General features: G+C 67.6%; 17 protein-coding genes. 4 read left to right on the top strand and 13 right to left on the bottom strand.

The window, feature by feature from the left end:
* Positions 1 to 11 precede the first annotated feature (11 nt).
* The gene (locus tag AWY79_RS03715; protein ID WP_066800450.1) at positions 12 to 242 is read left to right on the top strand and encodes a helix-turn-helix domain-containing protein; all 231 of its coding nucleotides are present in this window, start codon (positions 12 to 14) and stop codon (positions 240 to 242) included.
* Here AWY79_RS03715 and AWY79_RS03720 read toward each other — a convergent pair.
* From AWY79_RS03720 to AWY79_RS03750, 7 genes are all read right to left on the bottom strand, one after another.
* Entirely contained in the window at positions 203 to 979 is a 777-nt protein-coding gene (locus AWY79_RS03720; protein ID WP_066800452.1) for a hypothetical protein, read from the bottom strand. The two genes, AWY79_RS03715 and AWY79_RS03720, sit on opposite strands and share 40 nt — an antisense overlap.
* Positions 980 to 1,093: 114 nt before the next feature.
* Entirely contained in the window at positions 1,094 to 2,425 is a 1,332-nt protein-coding gene (locus AWY79_RS03725) for an SH3 domain-containing C40 family peptidase (RefSeq protein WP_066800456.1), read from the bottom strand.
* A 6-nt stretch (positions 2,426 to 2,431) separates the two neighbouring features.
* On the bottom strand, positions 2,432 to 3,010 hold the full coding sequence (locus AWY79_RS03730; RefSeq protein WP_066800464.1) for a flavin reductase family protein: 579 nt from the start codon (positions 3,008 to 3,010) through the stop codon (positions 2,432 to 2,434).
* A 72-nt stretch (positions 3,011 to 3,082) separates the two neighbouring features.
* Positions 3,083 to 4,141, bottom strand: a complete 1,059-nt coding sequence (locus AWY79_RS03735) for a hypothetical protein (RefSeq protein WP_066800467.1) — start codon at positions 4,139 to 4,141, stop codon at positions 3,083 to 3,085.
* A gap of 40 nt (positions 4,142 to 4,181) precedes the next feature.
* Entirely contained in the window at positions 4,182 to 5,375 is a 1,194-nt protein-coding gene (locus AWY79_RS03740) for a cystathionine gamma-synthase family protein (protein ID WP_066800470.1), read from the bottom strand.
* Positions 5,376 to 5,547: 172 nt separating this feature from the next.
* Positions 5,548 to 8,673 (bottom strand): efflux RND transporter permease subunit, encoded by a 3,126-nt coding sequence (locus tag AWY79_RS03745; protein ID WP_066800474.1) that lies wholly within the window; start codon positions 8,671 to 8,673, stop codon positions 5,548 to 5,550.
* Between the two features lie 7 nt (positions 8,674 to 8,680).
* A complete protein-coding gene (locus tag AWY79_RS03750) occupies positions 8,681 to 9,934 on the bottom strand; it encodes an efflux RND transporter periplasmic adaptor subunit (protein ID WP_099093230.1) in 1,254 nt (417 codons plus the stop codon).
* Between the two features lie 127 nt (positions 9,935 to 10,061).
* Here AWY79_RS03750 and AWY79_RS03755 point away from each other — a divergent pair, with 127 nt between their 5' ends.
* Entirely contained in the window at positions 10,062 to 10,703 is a 642-nt protein-coding gene (locus AWY79_RS03755; RefSeq protein ID WP_078063605.1) for a TetR/AcrR family transcriptional regulator, read from the top strand.
* Positions 10,704 to 10,777: 74 nt separating this feature from the next.
* Here AWY79_RS03755 and AWY79_RS03760 read toward each other — a convergent pair whose 3' ends face one another.
* The 5 genes from AWY79_RS03760 to AWY79_RS03780 form a co-directional block, all read right to left on the bottom strand.
* On the bottom strand, positions 10,778 to 11,212 hold the full coding sequence (locus AWY79_RS03760; protein ID WP_066800479.1) for a thioredoxin family protein: 435 nt from the start codon (positions 11,210 to 11,212) through the stop codon (positions 10,778 to 10,780).
* A gap of 94 nt (positions 11,213 to 11,306) precedes the next feature.
* Complete coding sequence (locus AWY79_RS03765) at positions 11,307 to 11,717, bottom strand: PaaI family thioesterase (RefSeq protein WP_066800481.1); 411 nt, start codon at positions 11,715 to 11,717, stop codon at positions 11,307 to 11,309.
* A 1-nt stretch (position 11,718) separates the two neighbouring features.
* Positions 11,719 to 12,534, bottom strand: a complete 816-nt coding sequence (locus AWY79_RS03770) for a sugar phosphate isomerase/epimerase family protein (protein ID WP_066800484.1) — start codon at positions 12,532 to 12,534, stop codon at positions 11,719 to 11,721.
* A 343-nt stretch (positions 12,535 to 12,877) separates the two neighbouring features.
* A complete protein-coding gene (locus tag AWY79_RS03775) occupies positions 12,878 to 13,264 on the bottom strand; it encodes a hypothetical protein (protein WP_066800488.1) in 387 nt (128 codons plus the stop codon).
* 294 nt (positions 13,265 to 13,558) lie between these two features.
* Entirely contained in the window at positions 13,559 to 14,233 is a 675-nt protein-coding gene (locus tag AWY79_RS03780; protein WP_066800492.1) for a CBS and ACT domain-containing protein, read from the bottom strand.
* Between the two features lie 298 nt (positions 14,234 to 14,531).
* Between AWY79_RS03780 and AWY79_RS03785 the strand changes: the two genes are divergently transcribed.
* Together AWY79_RS03785 and AWY79_RS03790 are read left to right on the top strand one after the other, a co-directional pair.
* Entirely contained in the window at positions 14,532 to 14,939 is a 408-nt protein-coding gene (locus tag AWY79_RS03785; protein ID WP_066800494.1) for a hypothetical protein, read from the top strand.
* Positions 14,936 to 15,148 (top strand): hypothetical protein, encoded by a 213-nt coding sequence (locus AWY79_RS03790; protein ID WP_066800496.1) that lies wholly within the window; start codon positions 14,936 to 14,938, stop codon positions 15,146 to 15,148. Before AWY79_RS03785 ends, AWY79_RS03790 begins: the two co-directional genes overlap by 4 nt.
* 2 nt (positions 15,149 to 15,150) lie before the next feature.
* On the opposite strand, the gene AWY79_RS03795 is transcribed toward AWY79_RS03790, so the two are convergent.
* Positions 15,151 to 16,071, bottom strand: coding sequence for a tetratricopeptide repeat protein (locus AWY79_RS03795; protein ID WP_066800504.1), 921 nt, complete (start codon positions 16,069 to 16,071; stop codon positions 15,151 to 15,153).
* Positions 16,072 to 16,102 lie beyond the last annotated feature (31 nt).

Consider the following 16,102-nt stretch of genomic DNA (forward strand, 5'->3'; position numbering starts at 1 on the left):
CGGGTGCGCGCATGTCGGACATCTGCCTGAAGGGAGCCAAGGAAATCTGCGAGGCCGTGGGGGAGAACCCCCGCAACATCACGGATCTGGTCAGGGACAAGGGGCTGCCCGCCTGGAAGCGGGACGACAAGGGGTCGTGGCGCGCCCTGCCGGAGGATCTGCAGCGGTGGATCCGCGAGCAGCGCGACCGGCACATCAGCAACTACGTGTTCAGGGAGCGGCTGGAGTCCGCCGTGGACTGAACAGGACGGAGAACCGGCCCCGGCACGGTCTTCATGACCGGGTGGCGGATGGACCAGGACCCGCTGACGCCCTGGGCGCTGGGGTCCGCCTCCGGGGCCGGGACAGACAGCAACAGCCCGCCGTCCCCGTCCGCCAGGTACAGGGATTCGGCCTGGCGCAGCCCCTGCTCCATCCGCTGCAGGCGTTCGAGGAGCGGATCGGCGGCGCGTTCCACGTAGGCGTGAAGGACCGGCCTGCGGACCTGGGGGCGAGCGGCCTGCGCAACCTGCGCCGGAACTGTCCGCGACTTGCGCAGACCCGGTTTTTGGACGGCGACCGGCCTTGAGGCGGGCTTGGGAACGGCCCGCAGGGCGGATAGCGGTGCGGGGTCGGGTTCCGGCGCAGCCAGGGCCGTGAGCGTGGGTTCGGTCGCGCCCTGCGGCAGGGTCGCCGTCGGGATGCGCGGGTCGCCCGCGGTCACGGTCCGGCGGAAGGCCGAGGCGTATTCGGTCATGGACGGCCCGTCGTCGGTCGGGAAGACCCACGAAAGCCTGGCGGCGATGACCTCGTCCGGGGTGCGGTCGTTGACGGAATATTCGTAGGAGTACTCGGCCACGGCATAGGCCGCCCCAACCAGCTGTACGGCGGGCGGGCCGAACAGCCCCATGACGCCGAGGGCGGCGTTGGCGGCCAGGCAGCCGGGCAGGAGCGCGGCCAGGGCCAGGAGCGAAAGGGAGGCCAGGGGGATTCGTTTCATGCCCGGTTTGATGCATGGGCCATTACCAAACGGGCAAGGCGCGGGAAATCAGCCCGTTGCAAAGCCTTGAGCACGCGGCGGGGCGCCCTTTTGCGCCGGGGCGTCAAAAACCGGTCAGGGCAGGGTGTTGAAGGAGCGCACCGCGTTGATCAGCACGCCGTCGGGCCGGTCCAGGGTCTCCAGGTCCGCGCCCGGCTCCAGGGTGGTGATCACCGTGCGCCCGATGACCGCGCGGCCGACGGCGTCGCCGACCTTGGTCCGCAGCCCCCAGATGGTGTGCAGGACCACGGGCTCGTCCCCGGACGGGCCGGAGGTCCTTCCGATGTAGAGCATGATGTGGCCCGGTTTGCGCACCAGGGTCAGGAACGGCACGCCCTCGGCCAGGAGGCGCGCCTTCTTGGCCGTGTCGTCCTCGCCCTCCAGGGGCACCACCCAGCCGACCTTGGCCTGCTGGCTCGAATTGCGCGGCAGGAAGATGCCGAAGGCGGCCATGAGGTCCATGGTCGTGGCCGAGCAGTCGCGGTTGCGGTACAGGCCGCCCCAGCCGTAGGGCTGGCCGAGCATGCGGTCGGCCAGCCGGGCGAAGTTCCCGGCCGTGGCCGGAACGGGCGCAATCTCGGCGTCATCGCTCGGGATGCGGGCGCGCCGCAGCACCGCTTCGCCGTCCGCGCCGCGCGCCGCGACCAGCACGGTCCAGCCGCCCTCGCTCCCCTCGCCCGCCAGGGGCAGCAGGGAGCCGATGGACGCCTCGAACCGGAACACGCCCCCCTCGTCCACCACCGGGACGCGGTCCCTGGTCACGGCCGCGTACAGGCCGCTGCGGTAGGCGTGGGCGAACTCGTCGTCCACCCAGGCGAGGTCCGTGGCCGGGACCCATCCGTAGGTGAAGCGCGACTCCACCAGGACCCAGGCCTTGTCGGCGCTCTCGTGCACGGCCAGGAGCGGCGTCCCGGCCAGGACCAGGGAATTCTGCATGTAATCGAAGGGGAACCCCTCGCCGGGCAGGGCGGGGTCGTAGAACACGGGCCGGATCGAGGGCAGCGCGCGCATGGACGTGTCGACCACGGCGATGGCCCGCCGGTTCAGGGACGGGTAGTCGTCCACCCGCGAGGCAACGGCCATGGCGTCGAGCCAGGCCGGATCGCCGGGCAGGCTGTTCTCGCCGAACAGCCGCTTGCCCGCGAACGCCTTCAGCCCCCAGAAGGCGTCATCGGCCGGGGTCTCGGCCCCGGCCCGCTCCCACGGATCGAAGAGGCGCTGGAGAAACGCTTCCCAGGCCACGGCCTGCCGTCCCTCGTCCATGAGCCGCGCGTCGTCCGCAAGCCCGTGATACGCCCCGGCGTCCTGGGCCAGGGGAACAAGTTCCGCCGGCCCGGCGCTCCTGCGCGCGCAGCCCGCGCCGATCAGGACCAGGGCGAGGAGAAGGACGGGGAGGACGCGGTTCATTTCGGGCTAGTCCTTCTTGAGGTACTTCCGGCCCGCGTCGAAGCCCTTGGCGACCTGTTGGCCCACGGTGTGGTAGGCGCGGGTGCCGGGGGAGAAGATCAGGGGGAGGATTTTTTCCGGGTCCGGGTGCTTGCCGTCCACCAGCTTGTCCTCGTCGCACTTCACGTCGCGGATCTCGCCCACGAACATGACGTGCACCCCGAGGTCCACGGTTTCGCGCAGCTCGCACTCGATGATCAGCGGGAACTCGTCCACGTAGGGCGCGTTCACGCAGTCGCTCTTGACCGGGGTCAGGCCGGTGTCCGCGAATTTGTCGGTCTTTTTGCCGGAGACCATGCCCAGGTAGTCCGCCTCGGCGGCCAGGGGCGCGGGGCAGACGGACACGGTGAAGGCGCGGTGCTTCATGATCCCGGCAAAGGTGTGGCGGCCGGGGCGCACGGACACGGTCAGGCAGGCGGGGTCCGAGCCGCAGATGCCGCCCCAGGCGGCGATCATGGCGTTGGGCTTGCCCTCTTCGTCGTAGGAACCCACCGCCCAGACGGGCGTAGGCTGGGCCAAGGTGTTGGGGCCGAGGGATTTTTTCATGGTATCTCCTGAGATGGCGGGTTGTTTGCGTATGGCGGACAGTCTACGTCAATCCGCGGCGAATGCAAACGGTCAGGCCCCGAACCGCTCCAGGCCGGGATCGGTGCGCGTGGCCAGCCGCTCGGCCAGGGCCGCGCACCAGCCGCACGGCCCGCACTCCTTGGCGCACCCGGTCACGCGGTCGAAGAAGTCGGCGGGAAGCGCTTCGTTGGGGATGCGCACCCGGTCCGCCAGGTCGCCCATGGCGTCCATCAGGTCCAGGAGGTTGCCCCGGTACGAGGAGTCCAGGTAGGCGTCCACGGCGCGCATGAGGAACGCTTTCCCCCGGTTGCGGCCGCAGATCTTCAGGCCGTGGACCACGTCCGCGTACCGCCCGGCGTCCTCGGGCCGGATGAACGGCGAGGCGAGCATCAGCCCGGGCCGGGCGAGCATCCTCCGCACGCAGCCGAACTCCCGATTGACCGCAAAGGTCCGGTCCCCGCACACCCCCTCCACCACCAGCGCCACCTGGGCGTCGTGGGCGGGCTTGTACGGGCATTGGTACAGGCACCCCTCGTTGGCCATGAGCAGGAAGCGCATGGCCGGATTTCGCTCACGCACGGCGCGGACGAGCGCCCGCAGCCCCGCCGGGTCGCGGTTCAGGGCGCGGTCCGGGACCAGCCGCGAGGGTGCGCGGAAGGCGGTCTCCCGGATCAGGTCCAGCAGCGCGAAGACCCTCCCCGGCGAGTCCGGCATGGTGTTGATGCTCGGCACGGCCTCCAGCCGGGCGCAGGTCTCGGGGTGGGCGTCGGACAGGGCCTGGAGATAGTAGCCGTCCGAGAAGACCACGCCGGTCAGCCCTCCCTCCAGGGTCAGCCGGTCCAGGGCCGTGGCCGCGCGGCGCAATCCGTCCGGGTCGAAGTACCGCTCGAACCGGTGGAGCCGGGCGTTCACGAGCAGGAACTTGTCCACGCCCGGCAGCCGGTTCAGCCCCCGGATGATGTCGTCAAGGGGTTCGCGGCGCAACCGCTGGCGGGCGTCGGCAAGGGCCGGGTCGGCCAGGGAGAAGTGGACCGAGGCGAGCCTGTCCGCGCGTTCGCGCAGGAAGGCGACGTATTCGTCGCGGGGCAGGAAGGGGACATCGAGCAGCATGGCCTGTTTTCGCCCCGGAAGCGGGGTCCCGTCAAGGGACTCAGGCCAGGGCGCGGTCCAGGTCGGCCATCAGGTCGGCCATCAGGTCCGCAGCGTCCTCGATGCCCACCGAGTAGCGGATCAGGCTTTCGGGGATGCCCATGGCCGCCCGCTCCTCCCTGGTGCACTCCACGTGGCTGGTGGTGGCCGGGGGACCGGCGATGGTCTCCACCGCGCCGAGGTTGGCGGCGCGCTTGGCCAGCCGGAGCCTGGACAGCATGCGGCAGGCGTCCTCGTAGGTCCCGCCCCTGGCCACGAAGCTCAGCATACCGCCGAAGCCGCGCATCTGGCGCCGGGCGATCCCGTGTCCCGGATGGGACTCGAGGCCGGGATAAAAGACCCGCTCCACGCCGGGGTGGCCCTCCAGGAACCGGGCGATCTCCAGGGCGTTGGCGTTCTGGCGCTCCACGCGGAGGGCCAGGGTCTTCATGCCGCGCAGGATGAGGTACGCGCCCATGGGATCGAGCACGTTGCCCACGATCTCGCGGTAGGAATAGACGGTCTTGATCAGCTCCCGGCTGCCCACGGCCACGCCGCCCAGGGCGTCCGCGTGGCCGCCCAGGTACTTGGTGGCGCTGTGCAGGACCAGGTCCGCGCCCAGGGCCAGCGGGTTCTGGTTGATGGGCGTGGCAAAGGTGTTGTCCACCAGGACGGTCGCGCCCGCCGCCTTGCCCGCGCGGGACAGCCGCTCCAGGTCGAGTATCCTGATGGTCGGGTTGGTCGGGGTCTCCAGGTAGAGGATCTTGCATCCCCTGGCCACTTCGGCCTCGATGGCCTCATGGTCCATGGTGTCGCACAGGGTCACGTCCACCTTCACCCGGGGCAGGAACTCGGTGAACATCCGGTTGGTGCCGCCGTAGGTGTCCTTGACCGAGACCACCCGGTCGCCGGGGGCCAGGAGCGAGAACAGGGCGTTGGAGATGATGCCCATGCCGCTGGACGCGCTGGTGGCCGCCTCGCCGCCCTCCAGCACGCGAATCTTCTCCTCGAAGACCGAGACCGTGGGGTTGGTGTTGCGGCTGTAGATGTGGCCGGGCCGGTTGCCCAGAGCCACGTCCATCCACTCGTCCATGTCGTCGTAGCCGAAGGAAACGCTGTGCACCACCGGCACCTGCGTGGCATTGCCCTCGAATAACCGGTCCTCTCCCGCCCAGACCGCTTCGGTCCCCATGGCGCGCTTCCTGTCCTGGCCCATATATCCTCCCGGATCGTTTTGAAATCGTCCCTCGAGGAGTACCAGACTCCCCGGGCGCGGACAAGATGCGCGGCTTGAAGGAAGCGGGGGGCGGCCGGGAGCGAAGACGGAAAAAAGGCCATGGCGGGGGTCCGCCATGGCCTGTGGGGTTTCGGTTCTTGCGGCCGGTCCGTTAGGCCGTGCCGGTCTCGTCGTCTTCCACCGGGGGCTTGTACTTGAAGACCTTCCTGAGCGCCACGTAGAGCAGCGGGATGAGGTACACGCCGAGCACGGTGGCCGAGAGCATGCCGCCCATGACGCCGATGCCCACGGAGTTCTGCGCGCCGGAGCCCGCGCCCGAGGCCACGGCCAGGGGCAGGACGCCGAGGATGAAGGCGAAGGAGGTCATCAGGATCGGGCGCAGCCGGAGCCGGGCCGCCTTGAGGGTGGCCTCGATCACGCCCAGCCCGGCGGCCTGTTCGGCCACGGCGAACTCCACGATGAGGATGGCGTTCTTGGCCGTCAGGCCGATGGTCGTGAGCAGGCCGACCTTGAAGTAGACGTCGTTGCTCTGGCCGAAGGTGGTGGCGGCCAGCAGGGCGCCGAAGATGCCGATGGGCACGGCCATGATGACCGCGAACGGGATGGACCAGCTCTCGTACAGGGCGGCCAGGCAGAGGAAGACCACGAGCACCGAGATGGCGTAGAGCGGCGCGGCCTGGTTGCCGGACAGCTCCTCCTGGGCGGACAGGCCGGTCCAGGACATGGCGTAGCCGGGCGGGAGCTGGGCGACCAGCCGTTTGACCTCGGCCATGGCGTCGCCGGAGCTGACCCCCTGGGCGGCCTGGCCCTGGATCTCCAGGGCGGAGGAGCCGTTGTACCGCTCCAGGCGCGGGGAGTCGTAGGTCCAGCGGCCGTTGGCAAAGGAGGCGAAGGGAACCATGCCGCCCTTGTCGTTGCGCACGAACCAGCGGTTCACATCCTCCGGCTGCATGCGGAAGTCCATGTCGCCCTGGAGGTAGACCGGCTTGACCCGGCCGCGGTCGATGAAGTCGTTGACGTAGTCGCTGCCCCAGGCCGTGGACAGGGTGGTGTTGATGTCCGAGAAGGAGAGTCCCAGCGCGCTGGCCTTCTCCTGGTCGATGTCGATATGGTACTGCGGCTCGTCCTCCTGGCCGTTGGGCCGGGTGTTGGCCAGCAGCGGGCTCTGGGCGGCCATGCCCAGGAACTGGTTGCGCACGGCCATCAGCTGCTCGTGGCCCGCGCCGTTGATGTCGCGCAGGTAGAAGTCGAAGCCGTTGGAGTTGCCCATGCCGTGGATGGCGGGCGGGGCCAGGCAGAATATCCGGGCCTCGCGGTTCTTGAAGAACGCGCCCATGGCCCGCCCGGCAACGGCCTGGGCCGAAAGGGCCGGGTCCTTGCGTTCGTCGAAGGGCTTGAGCCGGATGAAGCCGATGCCCACGTTCTGGCCCGCGCCGCTGAAGCTGAACCCGGTCACGGTGAGGACGCCTTCCACGGCCTCCTTCTCGTTGTTCAGGAAGTGGTCGCTGACCTCGGTCAGGACCCGCTTGGTCCGCTCCTGGGTCGCGCCCGTGGGGAGCTGGACCATGGCGATCAGGATGCCCTGGTCCTCCGAGGGCAGGAAGGAGCTGGGCAGTCGGTAGAACATCCAGCCCATGATCCCGGTGATGAGCAGGAAGACCAGCAGGAAGCGGCCCATGCGCCGGAGCATCCAGGCGGTGCCGTCGTGGTAGCCGGTGGTTCCCCGGTCGAAAACCCGGTTGAACCAGGCGAAGAAGCGGTTCTTGGTTTCGCCGTGCGCGGGCTTGAGCATGGTCGCGCACAGGGCCGGGGTCAGGATCAGGGCGACCACAACGGACAGGATCATGGCCGAGACGATGGTCACCGAGAACTGGCGGTAGATGACGCCCACGGACCCGCCGAAGAAGGCCATGGGCACGAAGACGGCGGACAGGACCGTGGCGATGCCGACCAGCGCGCCGGAGATCTCCTTCATGGACTTGCGCGTGGCCTCGCGCGGGCCGAGGCCCTCGGTGGCCATCACGCGCTCCACGTTCTCGACCACGACGATGGCGTCGTCCACCAGCAGGCCGATGGCCAGGACCATGGCGAACATGGTCAGGGTGTTGATGGAGTAGCCCATGACGGAGAGCACCGCGAAGGTGCCGAGCAGGACCACGGGCACGGCGATGGTCGGGATGAACGTGGCCCGGAGGTTCTGCAGGAACAGGAGCATGACGATGAAGACCAGGATGATGGCCTCGATCAGGGTCTCGATCACGTCCTCGATGGACAGCTTGACGAACGGCGTGGTGTCGTACGGATAGACGACCTCGACGCCGGTCGGGAAGGTGGGCTTCAGCTCGTCGATGGTCTTTACCACGGCCTCGGCGGTCTGGATGGCGTTGGCCCCGGTGGCCAGCTGGATGGCCAGACCCGCGGTGGGGTGCTGGTTGTAGGTGGTGCTGGTGGTGTAGCTCTCGGCGTCGAGTTCGACCCTGGCCACGTCGCGGATGCGGACCACCGAGCCGTCCGTGGAGCTCTTGATGATGATGTCCCGGAACTGCTCGGGCGTCTGGAGCCGGCTGCGCGCGGTGATGGTCGCGTTGAGCTGCTGGCCCTGGACGGCGGGCAGGCCGCCGAGCTGGCCGGCGGAGATCTGGGTGTTCTGGGCCTCGATGGCCCTGGCCACGTCGCTCGGCATGAGCGAGTATTCGTTGAGCTGGTCGGGGTTGAGCCAGATGCGCATGGCGTAGGACGAGGAGAACAACCGGGTGTCGCCCACGCCCTCCACTCGCTTGAGGGTATCGTTCAGGGAGCTGTCCACAAAGTCGGCGATGTCCGTGGAGGTCATGGTATCGTCCATGGAGACGAAACCGAGGACCATCAGGAAGCTGGCCGAGGACTTGGTCACGCTCAAGCCGTTGGACTGGACCACGTCGGGCAGCTGGGAGGTGACCTGCTGCAGCTTGTTCTGGACCTGCATCTGGGCCACGTCGGGGTCGGCCGCGTTGGTGAAGGTCAGGGAAATCTCCGCCCGGCCCGTGGAGGTCGAGGTGGAGGTCATGTAGTCCAGGTAGTCGATGCCGGTCATGCCCTGCTCGATGACCTTGGTCACCGAGTTTTCCACGGTCTTGGCGTCCGCGCCGGGGTAGGTGCAGGTAATGCTGACCGTGGTCGGGGCGATCTCGGGGTACTGGGAGATGGACAGGGTCCGCAGGGCCAGCAGGCCGCCGAGCATGATGACGATGGCGATGACCCAGGCGAAAATGGGCCGCCGGATGAAGAAATCGGACATGCGGGGTCTAGCCTTCCTTGCCTTCGGCGGCGGCAGGGGCCGCCGGGGCGGCCGCCGGTTCCTGGGCGGGCTTGAGCTCGCCGGTGGCGTCGTCCAGGACCATTTCCTTGACCGTCACGGACTGGCCGGGACGCACGGACTGGGACCCCTGGACCACCAGCCGGTCGCCGTCGCTGAGGCCGGAACCGACCAGCCAGGCATGGCCGTAGCTGCGGCGCACGTCGAGAATGCGCTTCTCCACCTTGCCTTCCTTGTTCACGAACAGGGCCTGGGGTTCGCCCTTGGGAGTACGGCCCACGGCCCGCTGGGGGACCAGGTAGCTGTTCTGGAACACGCCGTCCTGGACGATGGCCCGGACGTACATGCCGGGCAGCAGGAGGCGGTCCGGGTTGGGGAACTCGGCGCGCAGGGTGTAGGTTCCGGTGGACTCGTCTACCTTGGCCCCGGAAAACTCCACGGTCCCCTCGTAGGGATAAATGGTCCCGTTTTCGAGCTTGAGCTTGACGGTCATGGCCTTGCCCTCGACGGTGATCGTGCCCGCGGCGATGGCCTGGCGCAGGTTGAGCATGGTGGTGCTCGACTGGGTCAGGTCCACGTTGATGGGGTCGAGCTGGCGGATGGTCGTCAGGGGCGCGCTCTGGTTGGCGGTGACCAGCGCGCCGGGGGTCAGGTCGGACATCTCGACGCGGCCGGAGATGGGGGCCTTGATCTCGGTGTAGTCCAGGCTGATCTTGGCGCTCTCCAGGGCGGCCTTGGCCGAGGCCACGGCGGCCAGGTCGGCTTCGTACACGGCCTGGGCATCCTGGAAGTCCTGCTTGGAGATGGCCCCCTGCTCGATCAGCTCGGCATAGCGCTTGGCCTTGCTCTCGGAGCTGGGCAGGGAGGCCTGGGCGCGCTTCAGGGCGGCCAGGGCGTTGCTGTACTCGGCCTGATAGGTGGAGGGCGCGACGCGGTAGAGGACCTCGCCCGCCAGGACCTCGCTGCCCTCGCGGAACAGCCGCTCGCGGATGATGCCGTCCACCTGGGGGCGGACCTCCGCCACCAGGGAGGCCGTGGTCCGGCCCGGCAGCTCGGTGTTCAGCGGCACGGCCTGCGGGTGCAGGGCGATGACGCCGACCTCGACGGGCGGGGGCGTGGTGGCCTTGGCCTCGGACTGTTTGTCCTGGCAACCGGCCAGGACCAGCAGGCACAACAGGGCGAGCAGCCCTGCGGCGGCTAAACGCCGGGCGGAACCCGGCAGGAATTTCGAGTGGGATCTCATGTTCAGCAAAGCTGATTCCTCCTTGACGCGCAAATGCGGCGTCATTTATGGTACGCGGCAGTACTTTTATTTATGATCGGCTCGGTAGTCAATATCATTGTTGTTAAAATTTATTAAAGGCGACTCTATGGCGGACGAGAAAACCAAGCCCCGGCGGGGGCGCCCCAAGACCATGACCGACGAGGCCCGGCGCGCGGCCATCGTGGCCGAGGCCGAGGTCCTGTTCGCGGCCAAGGGGTTCCTGGGCACGTCCACGGGCGAGATCGCGGCCCGGTGCAGGATTTCGAAGCAGACCCTGTACCGCATATTCCCCTGCAAGACCGACCTGTTCGGGGCCGTGGTCGATGCACACCGCATGCGCATTATCGACCTCGGCGACGGGTACGACGACCTGCCCCTGGACCAGGCGCTGGCCAGGATATTCATGATCGAACTGGACCAGCGCGACTACGAGCTTCGGGCCGCGTTCCTTCGCGCCGCCCACGTCGAATCCTTCAGCGAGCCGCAACTCAAGGAAATCCTGCGCTGCCGGGGCGGGTACAAGGCCCGCGCCGAGCTCAAGGCTTGGCTGGACCGCCAGTGCGCCAACGGGCGGCTCGCCATCGCGGACACGGACCGGGCGGCGCACATGCTCTTGGACACCTTTGGCGGGTCCATCATCTTCGACGCCCTGGGCGGTTTCGGTTGGGCCAGCCGCGAGGAGCGCATCGCCCATTTCCGGCAGTGTATCGATATCTTCCTCAAGGGCGCGCTGCCTGACCAGCATTGACTCCGGGTCAGTCCGAAAAAAAGAGGGGAGCCTTGTCGCAAGGCTCCCCTCTTTGATTTGCACGGGCGCCCGCGTCACAGGTTTTGCCGCGCCCAGGCGGCGATATCGGTCGCGTTCATGGCCCCGGGCTGGCGGGCGATCTCGCGGCCGTCTCTGAACAGGATCAGGGTGGGGACGGCGCGGATGCCGTAGCGGGCGGCCACGGTCTGTTCCTGCGAGGTGTCGATCTTGGCCAGCCTGACGGCGGGATGCAGGGTCTTGGCGGCCTCGGCGAACTGGGGCCCCATCATCAGGCAGGGACCGCAGGTGGGCGAGTAGAAGTCCACCAGGATCGGGATTTCGGTCTTGTTCACGTGGCGGTCGAAGGTGGAGCCGATCAGCTCCAGGGGCGAGGGCTCGAACACCCTGGTGCGGCACTTGCCGCAGGTGGCCTCGGTCTCGCGGCCAGCCTGCACGCGGTTCACGGCCCCGCAGTTGGGGCAGACGATGAGTTTGTTGTCGGTGGTCATGGGATATCCTCCGTGGGTGACATGGGAGGAAAGATAATCATCCCTGCCTGAGGGGCAAGGGGCATGGGGCGGGTTCGAGCCGGACCGGGCGGGGTCAGGCCAGGAGCAGGAACGACGCCGTGGCCCGGGCCGCCTCCAGGTCCCCGGAGCGGGCCTCGGCCTCCACGAACAGGACCCGCCCGCCGCGTTTGATCACGCGGGCCTCGCAGGTCAGGTCCGCCCCGGGTCCGGCCGGACGCAGGTAACTCACGGAGAGGTTGACGGTGGTGGTCTTGTGGCCGGGCTTGTTGCCGCCGAGCACGGCGTGGGCCATGGTCTCGTCCAGGAGGGCGGCCAGAACGCCGCCAGCGACCACGCCGCCGCCCTGGATCAACTCCGGCCGAAAGGGCAGCCTGAGCACGGCCCGGTCCGGTTCGATGGTCTCCACGACCATGCCGAGGAAGGCGAAGAGGGGGTTGACGGTCTGGCCCGCCTGGCGGACCGCGTCGAGGTAGTCTTTGGGCATGTCATGCTCCCCGTCCGAGTTGGAGCTGCGTTTCCATATCCTGCCTGAGCCGAACGAGGACCTCGATGGTCCTGTCGATGTCGTCGGGGAAGGCGGAGGGTTCCAGTTCGAGGGTAATGTAGCGGTCGTAGCCCCGTTTGCCAAGGCGCTTGAGGAAGTCGTCCAGCGGCAGGGCCCCTGCGCCGGGGGTGAGGTGCTCGGTGAATCCAACGGCGTCGGAGAAGTGGACGTTGTAGAGCAGGTCCACGGGAACCTTGTCGATGGCGTGGAGCACGTCGCGGCCGGACACCCCCATGTGGCAGACGTCGAAGGTCAGCCCCACGTTCTTGTCCCGGCACTGGGCCGTGAGCCGGTCCAGCGGGTCCCTGCCGAAGGGCGATCCCTCGGCCCAGGGCATGTTCTCCAGCGAGAAGCGGATGCGTCCCTTGGCGTCCAGGAGCAGCGGCAGGTCCACGGCCTTTTCGAACCAGCGGTTCTGGATCATGTTGGCGAGCTTGGAGCCTGGCGGGTGCATGGTGATGTGGTCCGCCTGGGGCAGGGAGTTGGCCAGGGCGGTGGTCGCCTTCCACGAATTGAGGTGCCCGCCCCAGGCCGCCCAGTCGCGAAAGGGCGCGTGGAGCGAACGGATGGGCAAGATTTCGTTGATCTTTTCCAGCCCGGCCTCGGGTGTGAGCTTGGGCGAGTTCATGATCAGCTCCATGCCCGCAAACCCGGCCTCCCGGCCGATGCGCGCAATGAGCTTGAGCGGCAGGTGGAACAGACAACCCGCCGACAGCAGGATAGGGGGGCCGCCAGGGCCGAGCGCTTCGTCTCCCATGATCCTACCATAGGGCAGACGGACGGCGGGGCAACCAAATAATCGGGGAAGGGTATGTTCCGGCTGGTAAACGGCAGGCGGCGAGGCCGAACACGGCATCTTGCCCTGCCTGATGGCGCGCGGACCGGTTTTCGGCCCCCGGTCCGGCCCGGGAAGGCTCTCCTTGCCTGCGCCTCGGCCCGGCCCCTATCCGGCCCCCTGGCAACGCCCGCCCCGGCGGACCCGGCCCGCCAAGAACAACCCCCTGCCGGCGCACCGGCCAGGCAGGGGGAATGTGGAGCTATCGTCGATCCAAGTGGCTTTTAATTCGTGTTGATAAACAATAAATAAAGTTTGCGATAAGTTACTTCAACGGGGACTTTTCGATGAGGTCGGTGAGGACCAGGGCCCAGGAGATATCCCGCTTGTTGTCCTCAGTCATGGCGGCCAGAAGCCACTCCTTGAGCGGCTTGATCGTCGCCTTGAGCCGCGCCGTGCCCAGGTCCGTCACCCGGTAGGCGGCGTCCAGGGCCTCCAGGCACAGGGTGTCCAGCTCGGGATCGCCGGTTCCGGCGTGATAGAGGCCGATCTCCCGGACCTTGAGCAGACCGAAGACCATGGCCTCGACCTGGGTGTAGTCCCGGCCCCATATGTCGCCGCCCCGGATGACCGGGCGCGGCCCGGCAGCCCCCTTCGGCTCGTGTCTGCCGAGGGCCTGCCTGAATTCGTCCAGCGCTACCACGCTTCCCATGCTCGCTCCTTCCTCCGTTTCCCGTTGTCGGTCTCTTCGGACGGTTTCGGAATTTCTTAAGAGGCGGACCGGCGCGTTGCGGGCGTCCGGCGGCGCGCCGCATCGGTGCGGTTCGCCGCCGGACGCCGAAAACGCGGGGAGGCCGCTCCTTTCGAAGCGGCCTCCCTGTACAGCGATAGGTAGAGATCGTCGGTAAGATATGAGTATATTACAGGGGGATATAGATCAAGAAACTTATCGTTATTTTAACGAAAAAAGTCGCATTTTCCCGGATTCCCCATGTCCGTTGCGGGGTTACAGCACGGTGTGCGCCGAGTCGATGGCCCAGTACAGGACCTCGAAGTTCTCGGCCAGTCCCTGCTGGAGCCGCTTGAAGTCCGGCTTGTCCATGTCGCGGATGCGGATGTAGACGTTCTTGAATCCCTCGGATTCCGGGACGTTGTGGGTCATGATCGACATGATGCGCGCGCCGTTGTCCTTGAGGAAGGCGAGCACCGGGCGGAGGCTGCCGGGGGCCGTGGACAGCCGCAGGCAGAACTGGGCGCCGCCCTCGTAGATGCCGGATATCTCGACCAGGACCTTGAAGATGTCGGTGTCGGTGATGATGCCCACGACCTTGTTCTGCTCGTCGACCACGGGCAGGCCGCCGAAGTTGCCTTCGAGCATGAGCACGGCCGCCTTTTCCACGGTCTCGGTGTCGCGGATGGTGACCACCTTCTTGGTCATGATGTCCTGAATCTTGATCTCGGAGAGCAGGTAGTAGAGCTCGTGCATGTCCAGGGTGGTGGCCTTGGAGGGCGAGGCGTCCTTGATGTCCCGGTCGGAGAGGATGCCGAGGATGCGGCCTTCGGCGTCAACCACGGGCAGACGGCTGATGCCCTTGTCCTTCATGAGCTTGGAAGCCTTCATCATGGAACGCTCAGGGGTGATGGTGATGACGTCCGTGGTCATCCAGTTCGCTACCAGCATATGGGGGTTCCTCCTTGGGGTTAACCGGCCGAACGGGGCCGGATACAATCGATATTCTGAGCTATTCTTAACGGTTCCTGAGCCATTTGGCTAGCCCTGAACCGCGTTTTTCGCGATGCCTGACGCGGCTCGCCGGGGGAGCCCGGAGTCCACAGCCCGTCAAGTTGTTTTTTCATACCTCTCGTTCGCTTTTCCCTGCCATTCTTGCCCATTTCGGCCGCGGCCCGAAAACCGGGGCTATACTCTCTCCCGGACCGGGGCGGCCTGTGCAACCCCATGAAATAAGGGAGTGTTTATTATGGCGATACCGATCATCGGGGCCGTGGCAGGATTGCTGTCCGCGGTGGTGGGCGGGGTGACCGACCACGTCAAGGGCAAACAGGAGCTGCGCAAGGCGGTGCTGGAGAACCGCATGCGGCTGGCCCGGTCCGACCGGGAGTTCAATCACGATTGGGAGATGAAGCAGCTGGAGAACACGGGCTGGAAGGACGACGTGCTCTTCTTCGCCTGGATCGGCTTCTTCATCTGGTCCGGCTTGGACCCAGAGGGGGCGGGCGAGGTCATCCGCTCCTGGGAGGCGCTGCCGGACTGGTTCCTTCAGATCACCTTCTGGATCGTGGCCGCCGTGCTGGGGGTCAAGAAGATCGGCGACTACCTGCCGGGCGCGGTGCGCGGCCTGAAGGACGCCCTGGGAGGTTCCAAATGACGGCCATGGAACGGCAGGACCTGCAGGACCTCCTGGTCCGCATCGACGAGAGGGTCAAGGCCATCCAGTCGGCCATCCGGGAGATCAACGACAGCAGGCGGTGCGCCGCCCATCATGAGAAGCTGCGGCTCCTGGAGCGGCTGGCCTGGGGCGGATTGGCGGGGGTGGCGGCCCTGGGAGGCCGGGTGGTCTTCGAGGCCCTCAAATGAGGTCAGGGGTAGGACTTGTCCCGGTACTGCCGGATCTGCTCGGCGTACTGGCCGGTCAGGAACCCGTCCCCCTGGGCGCGGGCCAGGGCGAACGCCTTTTCGGCGGCCTGGATGGCCCCGTCCATGTCCCCGGCCCCGGCCAGGGCCTCGGCGAGCAGCCCGTAGAGGGTCGACCGGCCCGGCTCCAGCTGGGTGGCGCGGCGGTAGTCCCTGGCGGCCCGATCAAAGCGCCCGAGCTTGAGCAGGGCCTGGCCCCGGGCCGAGAGCAGCTGCACGTTCCCGGAGTCCAGGACATAGGCCTGGGTCAGGTCGCTGAGGGCGGCCTCGTACTCCTGGCGGGCCAGGTGGACCATGCCCCGGTTGTAGTTGGCCTCGAGATTGGCGGGGTTGATGGCCAGGGCGCGGGTGAAGTCGTCCACGGCCTCGTCCGACCGGTTCAGGTTCACGTAGCACAGCCCGCGGCGCAGGAACGCCTCGGCGACGGTCGGGTCCTCTTCGGTCACCTGGGTGAAGTCGCGGGCCGCGTCCTTGTAGTTGCCGAGGGCCAGGTAGGCGGTGCCGCGCGCGAAGTGCGCCCGGACGTGGTCGGGCCGCGCCTGGATGACCCGGTCGAGGTCGGCCAGGGCCCGGTCCGTGCGCCCCTGTCCCAGCAGGATGGTGGCCCGGTAATAGCGGGCGTTGGCCAGCTCCGGGTCCAGGGCCAGCCCTTTGTCCAGGTATTCGAGGGCGGCTTCGGGGTCCACGAACTCGTTGTCGGAGAAGAGCTGCATGGCCTGGGCCACGGCCTCTGCCGCGTCCGCCCGGCGATCCTGGTCGGCCAGTTCGGCCTTGGTCGGCGGGGCGGGCGGCGGTGCGTCCTTGCCTGCGCAACCGGGGGCGGCGAACGTCAGGGCGAGAAAGAGAATCAGGGCGAATCGGCGCATGGCATGGGAATACCCTCGCGCCGGGCCGTCC

This window comes from Pseudodesulfovibrio indicus, assembly GCF_001563225.1.
GTDB classification, from domain to species: domain Bacteria; phylum Desulfobacterota; class Desulfovibrionia; order Desulfovibrionales; family Desulfovibrionaceae; genus Pseudodesulfovibrio; species Pseudodesulfovibrio indicus.